This is a genomic window from Apilactobacillus apinorum, assembly GCF_001281175.1.
Taxonomy (GTDB): domain Bacteria; phylum Bacillota; class Bacilli; order Lactobacillales; family Lactobacillaceae; genus Apilactobacillus; species Apilactobacillus apinorum.
The window spans coordinates 577,757-595,175 of record NZ_KQ440395.1 but is presented as its reverse complement, the minus strand read 5'-3'; the positions used below and the strand labels follow the sequence as shown (position 1 = coordinate 595,175).

Below are 17,419 nucleotides of genomic sequence, written 5' to 3'. Positions count from 1 at the left end.
ACTATACTAATCTATCTTTAAAAAAGCAAGTAAAAAAGAACAAAAGTTCGCATTTTTATTTTAAGTGTAATTTTAACAATTCAAGTGCTTCTGCAACGGACTGCTCTCTAACCTCTTGTCTTGTTCCTTCGAAGTGACATTGCTTTACAGATTGCATTCCATCATAGTCTAACCCAATAAAAACCGTTCCTGCTGAATGTCCTTCAATTCCATCCGGACCAGCTACACCCGTAAAAGAAACACCAATATTAGTATTCATTATTTGTCTAGATTGTTGTGCCATCCAAATAGCCACTTCACTTGAAACAACACCACAAGCTTGAATTATAGGTTCAGGAATTTGCAATAGCTTTGCTTTAGCCTCATTGGAATAAGTAACAAATCCACCAGGAAATATTTTAGATACTCCTGATACTTCCCCAAGGGTTGCTTGAAATAATCCAGCTGTTAGACTTTCTGCAGCAGTAATAGACTTGTTCTGTTCAATCAAACTATTAATTACAGATGTGTCAAATTGCATAACAATACGACCTTTCTTTATAAAGATACGTTAAAATATCAGGTTTATTTGAATGAATCTTCAAAAATAAATTTACTCTTTATAAAGTATTCAACACCAGAATAAACAGTGAAAATCAAACAAATGTATAGAATAACAGTTCCAAATCCAACTGTTGTAAATGGAACGTATAGGAAGTCATTTAATAATAACAAGATAATTGAGATCATTTGACTGAATGTCTTTATCTTACCTGGCCAAGCAGCAGCAATTACTTCACCATTATTTTCAACTACAATTAATCTTAATCCAGTTACCGATAATTCTCGACAAACAATAATCGCAGCAACCCACGCTGGAACAAATCCAAATGAAACTAAAATAATGAAAGCTGACATAACAATCATCTTATCTGCAAGTGGATCAGCAAATTTACCAAAGTTGGTTACTAAATGTTGTCTTCTTGCAATTTGACCATCTAGAAAATCAGTAATACATGCACCTGCGAATACTAAAGCAGCAATAATTCTTGTTACCTGGATAGTTGTTCCTAACCAGATTACAGTACCCATGTTAATTGAGCATGATAATAAAATTATAAAAATCGGAATTAATAATATTCTTACAATAGTTAATTTATTAGGTAAATTCATTTTTATCCCCCATTTTTTAAATAAAAAAAGGCTTTAATAAGCCCCTTTTTTATTTCTTAAAAGTAAATGTAATTTGAGTTGTTAATGGTATCTTTTCATCAAGCTTAACAGTTGTTCCATTAATCTTAATCATTGATCCTTTTACGTTACCAAGTGAAATTACAACGCTAGAAGTATTTTCTGGAACTTCAACGGTCTTCTTTTCGCCAGAGTTTTGAATCCCTTGGAATAATGACTTGTTATCAGCTGTGATTGATGACCATGCTCTAGCAGAAGCTTCAAGAGTAATTTTGTTGGTCTTTTGTCCAGTGACTTCATATTTTGTAGTGCTTACTTCTTTAACTTTAGTTTCATTTGCTTGATCATCTTTTGACTTGTTAGCCTTTTTGCTTGATGAACTAGAAGATTCTGAAGAACCTGTTACTGAAACAGAGCTACTACTAATACTTGTTTGTGAAGAATTGTTAGTATGAACAACCACGGCCCATACTCCAAAAACAACTACCAAAATAGCAACAATGATACCAAAAGTTGGCAATAGTTTACGGAAAGATGATTTTCTTTCAACTTTGCTACGACGAGCAACTTTCTTGTTTACATCGTCTTTTGAAACTTTTTCAGCATATTCTTCGCTTTGAGTATCAGGTAAGCTTTCATCATGTTCATTCAATAATTCGATACCATCAATTCCAACAGTATCAGCGAATTGTTTGATAAAAGCTCTAACGTAAAATTCACCAGGTAGTTCTTCAAAGTTACCTTGCTCAATAGCTTCTAGATAATGTTTTTGGATTTTGGTAATCTTTTGAATGTCATCAATAGACATATCTTTTGCAATACGAGCTTCTTGTAGTGATTTACCAATTTCTACTTGTTTTCCATTATTATTTTGCATAGGTATTACTCCACTTATTTATTATTTTATATTTATAGTATATCATACCATACCCAATAATCTAAACCGCGTTGTTATTTATTTTTGCGGTAAAATGATATTTTTCACCATAAATTCTTCTTTTAATAACATTTTTCCATAGTAAATTACATCATTTAGTTGCAAAGATTTAATAATATCTATTTCATCATACAAATTGCGATAATTATGATCTTTATCATTAACACTATTAGAGACCGCTTCAATTGAATTCATCATTGAAATATGTTGACCAATCTCTTCTCTTTTAATAAGTTCAAATTCTTCGTTCAATCCTTTAACAATGTCTTCAAATCCAAATAGAACTTTTGTAATTGCTTGATAAAAACTATCTACATCATCAGTTTCACCAGCAAATATTGCATAGTTAAATTGATCTTCACAATCAAAATCAAATCCAAATGAGTCATCAATAATTCCATCATTATAAAGTTTCTCGTATACTTCTGAACCTTCAGAAAGTAACATTTGCAACAATAATGAAATTGACAATTCATACTTGATGTCATTATTGAATTGATTGTTACCTTTAATTCCAATTGCTACTTTAGGTATTTTGACGTCCATTCTTTGTGTTGTTTCTCTAACTAAATCATTGGACTCAATAATTGTTTTATCAATAGTCTTCGCAGTTGGTAATTTCTTACTATTTTGATTATCAATAACCCATTTTAATGTTTCTTCTGGATTAATATCACCAACAATTGTAAGTTGCATATTACTAGGTTGATAGAAATAATTATATGAATCATACAAGTCATCTTTAGTAATTTTATTAATAGAATCTTGGCTTCCTGCAATATCCACATTAAGTGGTGTATCTGGGTACATATTTTGAATTGTCTTGAAAAACAATACAGATCCAGGATTATCATCATACATACTGATTTCTTGACCAATAATCCCTTTTTCTTTTTCCACTTTTTGTTCATCGAAATAAGGTTCTTGAACAAAATCCAAAAGTTCTATTAAGTTGTCATGCACATTATCCGTTGTCGCAAATAAATAACTAGTTTTATTAAAATTCGTGAATGCGTTTGATGATGCACCATACTTAGAAAAAACATCCATTGCATCATGATCCTTTTTATCAAACATTTTATGTTCTAAAAAATGTGCGATACCCGCAGGATATTTTTTCCCGTTAATAGTGGTATCAATCGAACCATAATTCACTGAAAAAGTAGCATACGTTTTATGATATCCAGACTTAGGAATCATCACTACGGATAAACCGTTATCTAGTTCATCAATGTATACTTTATCGCCATATTGTTGATAATTTTTAATCTCCACTTGTAATCCGCCCTTCTAAAAAGAAAATTGAATTTAATTTTAACTTTCTAGCTACTTTAGCTATATCCGAAATACTAACTGATAAAACTAATTTTTCCCATTCTTCAAAAGATATACTTCTGTTTAATAGGCTATTAGTAAATTCTTGTTCTATATTTTGTCTAGGACTGTCTAAGACGGATTTCTTAGCATTAATCATTTCGGCCTTAATATTGTTTAATGTATTTAAATCAATATTTTCATCAATTATTTCATTCAGTTGTTCTTCAACTATATCAATAACCTGTTGATAATTTTTAGCATTTATTCCTGTAGAAACCATTAAAAAGCCATTAATAGAGCTATAACTACTACTTGCACTATAAGCTAAACTGTTTTTTTCTCTCACGTTCTTAAATAATTTTGATTGTGGCGTCCCACCAAAAACAGCATTAAATAAGATTGCAGACATAAAGTCATTGTCATTGTAAAAAAACGGGAGTCTATATCCCATATTTAAATAGCTTTGTGATGAATTGATCTGTTGTTTAACAACTTCAACTTCTTCATTTACAGTAAAATCAGATAATGCTCTAACTTTTCTTAATTTGGTCTTCTTGCCGAATTCAAATGAGTTAAATAAATTATACATATCTGATTCATTAACATCGCCAATAACGGATATTTTAACATTATCATTTTTCATAACGTCTTTATAATAATCATATTCTTCTTTAGCTGAGATACTCTCATAATCATTTTCACGACCATACAAAAATATTCCACGATTTATATGATTTTTATAAAATAGTTCTTTTAAATTAGTTGAAGCGAAAAAGCGCTTATTATCTGAAATAGATGAGACGTACTTTTTCATATTTTTTCGTTGAAGATTAAATGTATTTTCATCATATTTCTTTTCACTAGCTAGAGGGCGAAATAATACCCCTTTTAAAAATTCAATCGCTTCTTTTAGAATATTTTCTGATGAATCAACAAATTTTGGATTAGGAATGCTCAATGAAATTCTTAAAACTGATAAATTACCATATCTCAAAACGTTAGTGCCAAATGTAGCTCCATACATTGATGATAGTTTTTTAGCTAATTTAGATTGCGTTGGATAATCTTGATTACTGATTTCCATTAATTCAGCTAAAACAGCACGTTTCGCTAGGTTTTCTTTTTTATTCTCAGTAATTAGATCTACGGTAAAAGAGATTGTTTTAAATTTTTGCTCCGGAATAACATTTAATTCTACTCCATCGGTTATTGTTTTATTCATCAAATTCACCCCTACTTAGTTTGATTGATTAATTTTAAAAGTGGTGTTCTATAGTTCTTACCAAACCATTTTTCGCAAATCTTTTTAAGTTCTCCAGTTTTAGCCAATTTATTTAAAGCGACATTAATTTTATTCTTTAATGTTTTATCGCCCTTTCTAATTCCTACACCGAATTCTTCCCTTGGAAAACTTCCAGTCACTACCTTGTAGGAATCTGGGTTAGGTTGGTGAGCAATATAGTAATTAGCATAAGTACTGTCAATTAATAGACCACTAATTCTACCGTGATTTAAATCGATAAATGCATTGGTAAAAGAATTGTATAAAATTGGTGATTGGTTCTTAATATATTTTTTTAGCACGTTAGGTTGATCATTTATATCATTTAATCCAGATGAACCACTTTGTACTCCCAAATACTTGCCCTTCATATCAATAAATTTATTAATTTTTGAAGATTTTAGAGATACTAATTCCTGATCATTAGACAAATATGGTGTACTAAAGTTTACCACTTTTTCTCTCTCCGGAGTAATTGAAAAACCATTCCAAATAAGATCAATAGTTGTATTTCTAAGTTCTGTTACGTTCATTGACCAATCTATTGGTTGAAATACTGGTTTTATTCCGTATTGTTTAAAAACGGCTTTCGCTAAATCAATATCAAATCCAGTAATTTGACCACTTTTGTTTTCGAATCCCATTGGTACAAAAGTAACATCTAAACCAATTGTAACCTTTTTACTTTGCTTGATTCTATTCCAATTATCATAATGATCAGCTCTATTAGTAACAGATGAACAGCCAGTTAATATGAAAAGAGTTAAGAGAAGAATTGTGAATATGCCACTATACTTTATCTTTTTTGACATTTTACTATTCCTCCTCTTTAAACGGTTTTACTTCTTTCACTTTATCAGCAACTTGTTGAGCAAATGACATATCATGTGTCACCACAAGCTGTGTTATTTTTTGTTGTTTTAAATCTAAGATGATTTTTCCAACTTCTTCACTAAGCTTTGGATCCAGTGCTGAAGTAGGTTCATCGTAACAAATAATTTTAGGATGCATTGCTAAAGTTCTAACAATCGCAACTCTTTGTTTTTGTCCACCTGATAATTGGTATGGATATAATGATTCTTTTCCGGTTAAATCTAATTTATCAATTAATTCTTGCGCTTCTTTCTTAGATTCATCTTTACTCTTTTTCAAAACTAATTGTGGAGCTAAGATGATGTTTTCCATCACAGTTAGATTAGGGAATAATCCAAAATCTTGGAATACCACACCAATAACAGATTGAGTCGGATCTGTTGGATCAATTTCTTTGCCATCTAATATAAATTTACCAGAATCCGGTTGTTCTAATCCTGTGATACATCTAAGCAAAGTTGTTTTTCCTGCCCCAGAAGGACCAACAATACTCAATATTTCATCATCATCAACTGATAAGTCCATATCCTTGATAATAGTCTTACCTTGAAAACTTTTGTTTAATTTACTTACTTGAAACATGATTATTCCCCCTTTCTATCTCCAATAGTCAAAGTGTTGTTCTAATTTACGTAAAATAATAGTTAACACAGCAGTTAGTGCTAAATAGAAAATAGCAACTAAAATTAAAGGTACTAAAGTAACATCTCTTGCTGTTGCAATATTCCCTGCTTGTAATAAGTCACCAATTCCAATTACATATACCAATGAAGAATCTTTAACTAAGTTAATTACTTCATTTCCGATGGAAGGTAGCACAATTTTTACAACTTGTGGAATAATCACTTTTCGTAAAGTTTGCCAACGACTTAATCTAAGCATCTTTGCACTTTCAAATTGATTGTTAGGAATAGATTGAAACCCCCCCCTAAATATTTCAGCAAAGTATGCGGCATAGTTTAATGTAAATGCGAATAAGGCTGCTTCAAATCTTGGGAAAACAATTCCGATAATAGGTAAACCGTAGAAAATAAAAATAAGTTGTAATAATAGTGGTGTCCCACGCATAATCCAAACGTAAAATTCAAAGATTAGCTTAATAATATTCTTTCCAGTCAATGCTAATGAAACGATAATTCCCAACGGAATTGATAGTACAATTGTTAAAGAAAAAATTTCTAAAGTAGTTACTACCCCAGAAAATAATGAAGGTAATATTTCTAATATATATTGCATGTTTAATCCTCCCTAATAAAAAAAACGCCCTCTTGGCAATTGCCAAAAGGACGTTTGAAAACGTGGTTCCACCTAATTTCCTACTTTGTTCACACAAAATAGCTCAATGAGTCATAAGACTCGCAGATAACGGTTGCACCGGTTTATTCCTAATTACGTTCAGAATAACAACTCACAGGCGTGAACGTTTAATTTGAATGCCTATATCACAGCTACATAGGCTCTCTAAAATTCATCCATAAACGAATTCCTGATCAATGTTTTATTGTTAATAGAATAACTTATAATTACTATTTAATCAATAATTATCTTAGCTACGTTTAAATAAGTGCTTAAATTTATCCCATGTACTTTCTTTTGATGCATCAATTTTCATTAAAGGAACCGTTTCTCCTTCAAGTCTTCTAGCTACGTTTCTGTAACCTTGAGCAGTTGGGTTATCAGGATTCATAACGATTGATTCACCATGGTTAGAAGTACTAATTACTTTATCATCATCTAAAATGATTCCTAATAAATCAATTCCTAAATGAGTAGTAATTTCATCAACATCCATATAATTATCATCGTTCATTAGTGACTTTCTAATACGGTTGATAATTAACTTAGGTGTTTCTTTTAATGGATGTTGTTCCAATAGTCCAATAACTCTATCAGCATCTCGTACAGCTGAGATTTCTGGTGTGGTAACAACAATCGCACCATCAGCACCTGAGACGGCATTGATAAATCCTTGTTCGATACCGGCAGGACAATCAATGAAAACATAATCAAAATCAGGTTTTAATTCATCAACGATACTTTTAACTTGTTCTTCATTTAACGCAGTCTTATCAGTATTTTGTGCTGCTGGTAATAGGTATAAAAGATCATCGAAACGTTTGTCTTTTACCATTGCTTGAACTAGTTTAACTCTTCCAGTTGCTACATCAACGATATCGTACATAACACGATTATCTAATCCCATTACAACATCTAGATTTCTTAAACCGATATCTAAATCGATTAAACAAACTCTTTTACCCATCATTGCTAAAGCAATTCCGACATTTGCACTTGAAGTTGTTTTTCCAACTCCACCTTTACCTGATGTAATTACAATGGCTTTTCCCATTACTCAATACCTCCAATTCGATTAAAGAACTTAGGATTAATCTCTTTTAGATTCTTTATTTTACCATAGCTTAAAACATGTAGGTCATTTACATATACGACTGTCTTTTCAGAATCTTCAATTGGTTTATCTGAAACGATGTCATATTGTTCACCCACACGTACTTGCTGAGCAGTATGTAAATTACCAATAATCAGTTTACTTTCATCATCAGGGAATCCAGCTTGAACAATTCCTTCAACGATTCCCATGTTATAGATGTTTCCAGTAGCAAATAACTTACCACCTTCATGTATCTTACCAAAAAATAGCACGTCTCCCTCAACGTTGACTTCTTGACCATTTCTTATGGTTCTACTCATCACATCAACATTATTTTTCGCCATAATCTTTTGAGATTCTTCTTTAGTAATAACATTAGTTAAAAAACTGCCAATTTCTAAATTGTCAAATTCATCAACTAACTTAATAATATCATTTTTTGCAATGTCTGACATTAATCTATTACCTAATTGAACATTTAAACTAAGTTTATTACTGCTTTTCTTACTCTCTTCACTAAGATCCTCTAGAAGTTGTTTTAAATCAACAAGTATATCTCTAATACTGGCTGTTTCTTTTAAAATTAACTCATATCCATCTTTTGTTCCCTTAAGTACTACTGATTGCATTTAATTAGATACTCCCTCTTATATCATGTTTAATTATTCAATTCTATCGAATAATACTCCCACTGGAATAAATAAAATCATAAAAATAATCAGATTGAATATTAAAGTAGGAATCATCGCATGAACTATGAAATAACTACCTGAATAATTAGTTACATGCATTAATCTATTTAACCAAAATGAAAGCATATTAATCAAAACTATATTAATACCAAATGATACAATCCCCATCAATACGTTTGTTGGAAGATATTGATATAGCTTTTTCCCAACATATATAGCAAGTGGGAAAATTATAACATTAACTCCAATAATACCGGTGTAGTAAAGATCAAAAACTAATCCGATTATGGCTGCCCACATCTCAATATGCTCATTGGTTCTATTTATAAAATACATTCCCAAAAATAACCAGATAAAAGTTATGTTTGGTATAAACACAAAATTACCGAATAAATGATGACTAAAAATTAAAGAAATTGATCCATCAAGAAAAAAAGCGATGAATAAACCAATTATAAATACATACCTAATTGGATAATGCTTTTTCATACTTAATCACCTCAAATTTATTTATTAACAACGGTAACTACTTCTAAATCATTCATATCAGCTGGTGTTTTTACATACACCTTAGTAGCAGATCCAAAATCATCACTTGCTACCTTTGAGACTTTACCAATGTAAATTCCCTTTGGAGTTAAACCACCTAAACCGTTAGTAGAAACTTTATCGTTCGCCTTAAGTTTAACTTTAGTATTTAAATGACCAATTATTAGTTGACCTGTTTTTCTATCATATCCGTTGATAATTCCGTTTACTACCTGACCATTTGAGTTAGTTATTTCAACGGAAAATTTGTCATCAGAATCAACTGTGTCAGAAACCAATTCCACTTTACTGTTAGTGTTATTAACCTCGATTACTCTTCCGATTAATCCTTTAGCACCTAATACAGACATGTTTTTTTGAATTCCTGCAGATTTACCTTTGTTGATTACAAATTGATTTTGCCATGCAGATGGTGTTCTTACCAATACTTCAGCAACAATTGGATTATAGTCAGTTAAACCGTCCTTGATATCTAATTCACGTTTTAACTGAGTATTTTCCTTTTGTAACGCTTGATCTCTAACTTTAGTAGCAGTGACAGTTTCCACTTGTGCTTTTAGTCTTTGATTTTCCTTGTATGTGTTAATTAAATTATTAACGGTTTCACCAGCATGTCTTAAAGCGTTAGATGGTCCTGAGACAGTCCATCCCACAATTCCAACCACATCATTGCCGAATCTTTGAATAAATGGTGGCATTGATTTCTTATTTCTAGTTGATACAGAAAATGAAATAAATGCTAAACAGATAATAAAAATCACAGCAAAGGTCATCCATTTTCGATTGGAGAAAAATTTTCGCATAATAAAGTCCTCCGAACTAGCAAATAAGCGGGAAGATATTCTCCCCGCTTATCTAAACTATTTTCTCTTCATAATATCGATGCTCTTTAATGATTCACCAGTTCCGATTGCAACACAATCAAGCGGGTTATTAGCAATTGAAACAGGAACCTTAGTAGCTTCTGAGATAACTTGTGGTAAGTTCTTTAGTAAAGCTCCACCACCAGTTAAAACAATTCCATGATCAATAACATCAGCAGAAATTTCTGGTGATGTTTCTTCAAGGGTTTCCTTTACTGTACCAATAATTTCTTGAATTGGTTCAGCAATTGCTCGAGCAACATCTTCTGCAGTAATTTCGATACTCTTTGGTAATCCAGTTAATAGGTATCTACCTCTAATAGTAACATTTTCGATGTTCTTAGCTTCTTCAACTGAAGCTGAACCGATTTCCCATTTCAATCTTTCAGCAGTTCTTTCACCAATCAAAAGATTGTAGTTCTTACGAATGTATGCAGCAATTGCATCATTCAAACGGTCACCGGCAACACGTAATGATCTACTTGAAACAATTCCACCTAATGAAATTGTTGCAACATCAGTAGTTCCACCACCTATATCAACTACCATGCTACCTTTTGGATCCATAATAGGAAGACCAGCACCGATAGCAGCAGCAAATGGTTCTTCAATTACGTAAGCATCCTTTGCACCGGCTACACGAGTAGCATCAATAACGGCTCTCTTTTCAACAGCTGTAATTCCACTAGGCACACAAACCATTACATATGGCTTACCTGAGTTACCAACAGCTTTATTAATGTAATATTTTAGCATTGTAACAGTTGTTTCGTAATCAGCAATTACACCATCTTTCATAGGTCTAATAGCTGAAATACTTGCTGGAGTACGACCAATCATATCTCTAGCTTCTTGTCCAACTGCAACAATTTCTCCAGTTTTAGTGTTTTTAGCAACAACTGAAGGTTCTCTTAACACGATTTCTTTACCATCTACGTAGACGATTGTGTTAGCAGTACCTAAATCGATACCAATGTTTTTAGTTCCAAATCCAAACACAGTTTTTCATCCCTTCATAATACATTTGGCTGGCTATTTTTAATTTCACCTTTTTAAATATACATATTTAAATTCACTTTATTAGTATACCATAGTTATTTCTTTATTTTAATAACATCCTCTAGTGTATACGATTTTGCAAGATTTATCATTAAACTTTTGCAATTTTAATGATTTTTTTATCCATTTGTAAACAACTTTCTAACATCAGATATGAAATAAAGAGATCCTGTTACTAATATCATGTCGTCATCAGATATTTCGGATGCAACATTTGCAATCGCTTCACGCCAATCATCAATCACTTGAACATCGTTTTTGGACTTAATTGAAGAAGCAATTTGATCAACATCTGCACTTTGTCTACTTCCATACGCTTCAAACTTGGTTAAAACCAAATGTACATTGTTTATTGATCCGATAATATTTAGCATTTCCATGTAGTTCTTATCAGATAAAATCCCAATGATAATGTATATCTCTGTTCCACTGAAGTAATTTTTGATTAGTTTTTTAAGTTGATTCATTGCATCAACATTATGTGCACCGTCTAAAACAACTAATGGTAATTCATTTACCTTTTCAAATCGTCCTGGCCAAGTAGTCTTCTTAATACCATCAACGATTGCATCCCTACTTGCATCTTCATTCTCAAATTTTTTATACAAGAGATATGCTTTAATCGCGCAAGCAGCATTATGAGATTGATACTCGCCCAATAATTGTGATTCAAGTTTTCTAATCACAACCTGATCATCTTCATAATCAAATGTCTGTGTCCATCTATTGGTATTTTTTAAATTACTAATGGTGAATTGATTGTCAAAAGCATACAATGCTGATTTTTTGGCCTTAGTTTCTGCAATAAAAACTTCCATTGCTTCATCGTTAACATTACCAATAACAACATCACGCTTGTCTTTAATGATTCCAGCTTTTTGTGTAGCAATCTCTTGGGTTGTATTACCTAAAAGTTTCATATGATCCATTCCAATGGTCGTTATAACTGAAACAACCGGAGTTAAAACATTTGTTGAATCAAGAATCCCACCTATTCCAACTTCCACAATCGCTACATCGATTGGTTGTTGTGAAAAGAATAAAAACATCATTGCAGTAATTATTTCAAACTCTGTTGGCCCATCTTCTGCTAGTTCCAGGTCAAGTTTATCAACAATTGGCTTAATCGTTGTCACTAACTCAACCAAATCATCATCTGAAATTGGTTGACCGTTAACACTAATTCGTTCATTAAACCTAGTTATAAATGGTGATGTAAATGTTCCAACTGTCTTACCTTCTGCCATAAAAATGTTTTTTAAATAAGACACAGTTGAACCTTTACCATTAGTTCCGCCAACATGAATAATTTTTAAGCTTTTCTCTGGATTACCAAGTTCCTTTAAAAGTCGTTTAATAGTATCCAAATTAGCATGTTTTTTAAACTTATATCTTCCATGAATAAAATCCAATGCAGATTCATAATCCATTTTTAACTCACCATTCTTTCAAAAAAAGCCGGGCATTAATCTTCCCGGCTCTTTTCTATTTTTCTATTTTTGACTTTTAATTTCTTCTAGTCTTTGTTTTGCAGCTTCAAGCTTAGATTGGTTATCAGATTGCTTTTCTTTTTCAGCATTAACAACATCTTCTGGTGCGTTATCAACAAATTTTTTGTTTGATAATTTCTTTTCAGCACGTTGTACTTCAAAAGTATAAGTTTCGATTTCCTTTTCAATTCTAGCGATTTCTTCATCAAGATCAACTAGTTCTGCTAAAGGAATACTGATTTCAGCATCTGTAATAATACCAGTCATCGCTAACTTAGGAGCAACGATATCTGATCCAATTGATAATTCCTTTGGATGACAAAATCTATCAATGTAATGCTTGTTTTCATTGAAAATATTCTTCAAGTCTTCGTTATCAGTCTTGATTAATAAGTCAATTGATGATGACATTGGTGCATTAGCTTGTGATCTGATATTTCTTACCACCTTAATTAATTCAATCAAAGCAGACATATCCTTTTCAGCTTTTGCATCATTAAATTCATCATGGGTTACGGGGTATTGTGAAACCACGATTGATTCACCTTCATGAGGCATTGTTAACCAAATCTTTTCAGTAACAAATGGCATCATTGGGTGCATTAACTTAAGAATCTTGTCTAATGTGTATGCAAGAATGTTTCTAGTGTTGTCCTTAGCTTTGGCATCATCACCAGTAAGTGTTTCCTTACTCATTTCAATGTACCAATCACAGAAGTCATTCCAAATGAAGTCATATAGTGCACGTCCTGCTTCACCAAAGTTGTACTTTTCAAATTGGTCAGTAACTTGGTTTACAACACTATTTAACTTACTTAAAATCCATTTGTCTGCTAAGTTCCATTCTGATGAATCTGGAAGTTCTGGTTTTTCCATATCTCCTAAATTCATAATTACATAACGACTAGCGTTCCATAACTTGTTAATGAAGTTCCAAGCAGATTCAATCTTTTCGTAACTAAATCTTACGTCTTGACCTGCTGTGTTACCAGTTGCTAGGAACCAACGTAAAGCATCAACACCATACTTGTCGATAACGTCCATAGGGTCAATACCATTACCTAGAGACTTACTCATCTTACGACCTTGAGCATCACGCATTAATCCGTGAAGTAAAACATCCTTAAATGGTCTACGGTCAGTAAATGTAAGACTTTGGAAAATCATTCTTGATACCCAGAAGAAGATAATGTCATATCCAGTAACTAAAGTATTAGTTGGGAAGTAACGTTTGAAATCTTCTGAATTTTCATCTGGCCAACCTAAAGTTGAGAATGGCCATAGCGCTGATGAGAACCAAGTATCTAATACATCAGGATCTTGTTCCCAATTTTCAGCGTCTTTAGGAGCTTCCATTCCAACGTACATTTCACCAGTTTCTTTGTGATACCAAGCTGGAATACGGTGACCCCACCATAATTGTCTAGAAATTACCCAATCATGAATATTGTCCATCCATTGGGTAAATGTATTTTCAAATCTTTCAGGAACAAAGCTAACCTTGTCATCTGTTGATTGATTTTTAACTGCTTTATCAGCAAGTGGTTGCATTTTAACAAACCATTGAGTTGATAGTCTTGATTCAACTTGAACTCCGGTTCTTTCTGAGTGACCAACAGAGTGAACAATTGGGTCAATCTTTAGCATAAATCCTTCATCTTCTAGGTCAGCTACCATTGCTTTTCTGGCATCAAAACGGTCCATACCTACATACTTACCGGCATTTTCGTTCATTGTCGCGTCACCGTTCATGGTGTTAATGCGTTTCAAGTCATGACGATTTCCAACCTTGAAGTCATTAGGATCATGAGCTGGTGTAATCTTAACCATCCCTGTTCCAAATTCAGGATCAACGTATTGGTCAGCAATAATTGGAATTTCTCTCTTAACTAGAGGAACCATAATCTTCTTACCAACAATATCTTTATATCTTTCATCACTAGGGTTAACTGCAACTGCAACGTCACCAAACATAGTTTCAGGACGTGTAGTAGCAATTTCAATGTAGTCTTTACCGTCAAAAGTAGTTCCATCAACAAATGGGTATTTAACATGGTAAAAGGCACCTTGGTCATCCTTATGAATAACTTCGATATCTGATAAAGCTGTTTGAGCTTGTGGATCCCAGTTGATGATATATTCACCACGGTAAATTAAACCTTGGTTATATAAATCAACAAAGACTTTACGAACGGCGTCTGATAAACCGTCGTCTAAAGTAAATCTTTCACGAGAATAGTCTAGTGATAATCCCATTTTAGCCCATTGTTTCTTGATAGTTGCAGCATATTCATCTTTCCATTCCCATACTTTATCAACAAACTTTTCACGGCCTAAGTCGTAACGTGAAACTCCTTGTTCTCTTAGCTTAGCTTCAACCTTAGCTTGTGTAGCGATACCAGCATGATCCATACCAGGAACCCAAAGAGTGTCATATCCTAACATTCTCTTTTGTCTAATTAACATATCTTGTAATGTAGTATCCCAAGCATGTCCTAAATGTAGCTTACCAGTAACGTTTGGTGGTGGTAAAACAATTGAATATGGTTTAGCCTTTTTATCACCACTTGGTTTAAAGACATCTTGTTCTAACCACTTTTCATAACGTCCAGTTTCAACGTCATTATGGTCATATTTAGTTGACATTTCTGTTTCTTTTGCCATTTTCTTTCCCTCCAGTAAATAAAAAGAGCACCTCATCCCAATAGGACGAAGTGCTCGCGGTACCACCTAATTTAAAGTATTTACATACTTTCTCTTAACCAGTTAACGATGGCCCGTTCATATCTAAATTATCAAAATCAATATGAATGCTCACAAGTTACCTTCATCTAAATTACTGGAAAGATGTTTCACCTAATCATCTTTTCTCTAAATCACAGAACTTAGATTACTCTCTTGATCTTCGCATTTAAACTCTATACTGATTATATTAGACAATTTTTAGCCAACCGTCAACTCTATTTATTTAAATTTTCAACTACATCAAGTGCTTCGTTAAAATCAGGTTGTGAACCAATTTCTTCTACAACTTGACGGTATACGATTTCACCATTTTCATCGATTGCAAAAATCATTCTTGCAAGTGCGTCGATATCCTTAACGTATGTTCCTGAAACCATTCCAAAGTTGTTGTCAGCATCTGAAAGTAAATGCATGCTTTCTACACCTTTAGCGGCACACCATTCGCTTTGTTCTTCAACAGTGTTTTTTGAAATAGTATAAAAATCAACGTTTTCGTACTTATCTGATTTTCTGTTAAATTTCTTTGCTTCTAAACTACATGCACGTGAGTTCACATCAGGAACAGTTAAAATCAATGCTGGTTTACCCTTAAAATCAACATTAGTAAATGAGTTACCCTTTGCATCTAATACAGTAAATTCTGGTAACGCTTCCCCTTTTGCCATTGGTTCTTTAATTGTTTGAACTGGTTTTTCTAAAAATTTTAATTCCATTTTAAATTCTCCTTAGTTATGACTTACTAGTTAAATAAAATACAACTTACACGATTAAATTGCAAGCAAAAAAGCTATCTAAAGATTTAGATAGCTTTTTATTAATTATAGTAGTTCAGCGAACACATCTTCTTGAGCATTCAAGAATTCTTCGCCTGGTTTAATATCAATGATTTGTACTTTTTCTAATGATCTTTGCATTAATGCTTCAACATCAATTAACTTTTCACAAGCTCTGGTTTTTTCCAAATCAGGTTTAGTTTTTGGTGCAGGTGGTGTAAAGACAGTACAACAATCTTCAAAAGGCATAATTGATAAATCATAAGTATCAATTTTTTCAGCAATCTTGATGATTTCAGTCTTATCCATTGAAATTAATGGTTTTAATACTGGTACAGTTGTAACGTCATTAATAGCCATCATGCTTTCCAATGTTTGTGAAGCCACTTGACCAAGTGATTCACCAGTGAAGACACCTTTACAATGTCTATCTAAAGTTAGCTTAGCAGCTAATCTTAGCATCATTCTTCTTTGAATGGTCATCAAGTAACCTTCAGGAACCTTTTCTTTAATTTCTTCTTGAATTTCAGTAAAAGGAACTTGAATAAATTGAATATTTCCGCCAAAGCGAGTTAACTTACCAGCTAATTCTTTTGCCTTTGCTAGTGCTTGTTCACTAGTATATGGAGGACTGTAGAAATGAATCATGTCTAATTTAACTCCACGTTTCATCCCCATGTAAGCTGCAACTGGAGAATCAATCCCCCCAGAAAGCATCATTGTCGCACGTCCACCAGTACCTACTGGAAGACCTCCTGCTCCGGGAATTGTTTCACTTGATAAGAAGATTCCATTCATTCTAACTTCAACTCGAAGCTTAATGTCAGGATCTTTCATTTGTACTTTAATTCCCTTAACATTTTCTAAAATATATCCACCCAAGGCATCATTGATGTCATGAGTATCCATAGGAAAATGCTTGTCTTGACGACGAGTATCAATCTTGAATGTCATCCCATCCTTAAATTGATTACTAATCATCTTTACAGCCATTTCCTTAACAGCTTCAATGTCTTTATCAACTTTAATTGATGGTGAGAAGTTTTCAATTCCAAACACGTCTTTTAATCTTTCAATTACTTTATCAGAGTCATCCCCGTTTAAAGTAACATGTAAACGATCTCGTTTAGCTGAAACCTTCAAGTTTTCAAAATCATGTAATACTCTGTCAACGTTTTTACCTAATTGCTTAATAAAGTCTTTACGGTTTTTACCCTTTGTGGATAATTCACCGTATCTAACCATTATTTCAGTGTATTGCATTAACGGATTTCCTT

At 32.6% G+C, this 17,419-nt stretch carries 17 protein-coding genes and 2 other annotated features; all 17 genes read right to left on the bottom strand.

Features of this window, described 5'->3' with window-relative positions; all coding sequences use genetic code 11:
• Positions 1 to 55 precede the first annotated feature (55 nt).
• The 17 genes from RZ74_RS02470 to thiI all read right to left on the bottom strand — a co-directional run bounded on the left by RZ74_RS02470 (position 56) and on the right by thiI (position 17,405).
• A complete protein-coding gene (locus tag RZ74_RS02470; RefSeq protein WP_053949869.1) occupies positions 56 to 520 on the bottom strand; it encodes a nicotinamide-nucleotide amidohydrolase family protein in 465 nt (154 codons plus the stop codon).
• A 44-nt stretch (positions 521 to 564) separates the two neighbouring features.
• Positions 565 to 1,152 (bottom strand): CDP-diacylglycerol--glycerol-3-phosphate 3-phosphatidyltransferase, encoded by a 588-nt coding sequence (gene pgsA, locus RZ74_RS02465; RefSeq protein ID WP_053949868.1) that lies wholly within the window; start codon positions 1,150 to 1,152, stop codon positions 565 to 567.
• A gap of 49 nt (positions 1,153 to 1,201) precedes the next feature.
• Complete coding sequence (locus RZ74_RS02460) at positions 1,202 to 2,047, bottom strand: helix-turn-helix domain-containing protein (RefSeq protein WP_053949867.1); 846 nt, start codon at positions 2,045 to 2,047, stop codon at positions 1,202 to 1,204.
• Positions 2,048 to 2,125: 78 nt separating this feature from the next.
• The gene (gene yfmH / locus RZ74_RS02455; RefSeq protein WP_053949866.1) at positions 2,126 to 3,382 is read right to left on the bottom strand and encodes an EF-P 5-aminopentanol modification-associated protein YfmH; all 1,257 of its coding nucleotides are present in this window, start codon (positions 3,380 to 3,382) and stop codon (positions 2,126 to 2,128) included.
• Positions 3,372 to 4,646, bottom strand: a complete 1,275-nt coding sequence (gene yfmF, locus RZ74_RS02450; RefSeq protein ID WP_053949865.1) for an EF-P 5-aminopentanol modification-associated protein YfmF — start codon at positions 4,644 to 4,646, stop codon at positions 3,372 to 3,374. The genes yfmH and yfmF overlap by 11 nt, the downstream gene beginning before the upstream one ends.
• An 11-nt stretch (positions 4,647 to 4,657) precedes the next feature.
• On the bottom strand, positions 4,658 to 5,518 hold the full coding sequence (locus RZ74_RS02445) for an amino acid ABC transporter substrate-binding protein (protein ID WP_053949864.1): 861 nt from the start codon (positions 5,516 to 5,518) through the stop codon (positions 4,658 to 4,660).
• A 4-nt stretch (positions 5,519 to 5,522) separates the two neighbouring features.
• Complete coding sequence (locus RZ74_RS02440) at positions 5,523 to 6,161, bottom strand: amino acid ABC transporter ATP-binding protein (protein WP_053949863.1); 639 nt, start codon at positions 6,159 to 6,161, stop codon at positions 5,523 to 5,525.
• Between the two features lie 15 nt (positions 6,162 to 6,176).
• On the bottom strand, positions 6,177 to 6,815 hold the full coding sequence (locus tag RZ74_RS02435; protein WP_053949862.1) for an amino acid ABC transporter permease: 639 nt from the start codon (positions 6,813 to 6,815) through the stop codon (positions 6,177 to 6,179).
• 43 nt (positions 6,816 to 6,858) lie between these two features.
• Positions 6,859 to 7,082 (bottom strand) — a binding site (T-box leader).
• Between the two features lie 43 nt (positions 7,083 to 7,125).
• The gene (gene minD / locus RZ74_RS02430) at positions 7,126 to 7,929 is read right to left on the bottom strand and encodes a septum site-determining protein MinD (protein ID WP_053949861.1); all 804 of its coding nucleotides are present in this window, start codon (positions 7,927 to 7,929) and stop codon (positions 7,126 to 7,128) included.
• Positions 7,929 to 8,600: a septum site-determining protein MinC gene (locus RZ74_RS02425; RefSeq protein ID WP_053949860.1), complete on the bottom strand. Its 672-nt coding sequence runs from the start codon at positions 8,598 to 8,600 to the stop codon at positions 7,929 to 7,931. The genes minD and RZ74_RS02425 overlap by 1 nt, the downstream gene beginning before the upstream one ends.
• A gap of 33 nt (positions 8,601 to 8,633) precedes the next feature.
• Positions 8,634 to 9,152: a rod shape-determining protein MreD gene (gene mreD, locus RZ74_RS02420; RefSeq protein WP_053949859.1), complete on the bottom strand. Its 519-nt coding sequence runs from the start codon at positions 9,150 to 9,152 to the stop codon at positions 8,634 to 8,636.
• Positions 9,153 to 9,169: 17 nt separating this feature from the next.
• The gene (gene mreC, locus RZ74_RS02415; RefSeq protein ID WP_053949858.1) at positions 9,170 to 10,015 is read right to left on the bottom strand and encodes a rod shape-determining protein MreC; all 846 of its coding nucleotides are present in this window, start codon (positions 10,013 to 10,015) and stop codon (positions 9,170 to 9,172) included.
• A 57-nt stretch (positions 10,016 to 10,072) separates the two neighbouring features.
• Entirely contained in the window at positions 10,073 to 11,074 is a 1,002-nt protein-coding gene (locus RZ74_RS02410) for a rod shape-determining protein (RefSeq protein ID WP_053949857.1), read from the bottom strand.
• Positions 11,075 to 11,253: 179 nt separating this feature from the next.
• The gene (locus RZ74_RS02405) at positions 11,254 to 12,564 is read right to left on the bottom strand and encodes a bifunctional folylpolyglutamate synthase/dihydrofolate synthase (protein ID WP_053949856.1); all 1,311 of its coding nucleotides are present in this window, start codon (positions 12,562 to 12,564) and stop codon (positions 11,254 to 11,256) included.
• A gap of 63 nt (positions 12,565 to 12,627) precedes the next feature.
• Positions 12,628 to 15,288, bottom strand: a complete 2,661-nt coding sequence (locus tag RZ74_RS02400; protein WP_053949855.1) for a valine--tRNA ligase — start codon at positions 15,286 to 15,288, stop codon at positions 12,628 to 12,630.
• Positions 15,289 to 15,326: 38 nt separating this feature from the next.
• Positions 15,327 to 15,539, bottom strand: a binding site (T-box leader).
• Between the two features lie 45 nt (positions 15,540 to 15,584).
• On the bottom strand, positions 15,585 to 16,082 hold the full coding sequence (locus RZ74_RS02395; protein ID WP_053949854.1) for a peroxiredoxin: 498 nt from the start codon (positions 16,080 to 16,082) through the stop codon (positions 15,585 to 15,587).
• Positions 16,083 to 16,187: 105 nt separating this feature from the next.
• Positions 16,188 to 17,405 carry a tRNA uracil 4-sulfurtransferase ThiI gene (thiI, locus tag RZ74_RS02390; RefSeq protein WP_053949853.1) on the bottom strand — a complete coding sequence of 406 codons (1,218 nt, stop codon included), beginning with the start codon at positions 17,403 to 17,405 and terminating at the stop codon, positions 16,188 to 16,190.
• Between the last annotated feature and the right edge of the window lie 14 nt (positions 17,406 to 17,419).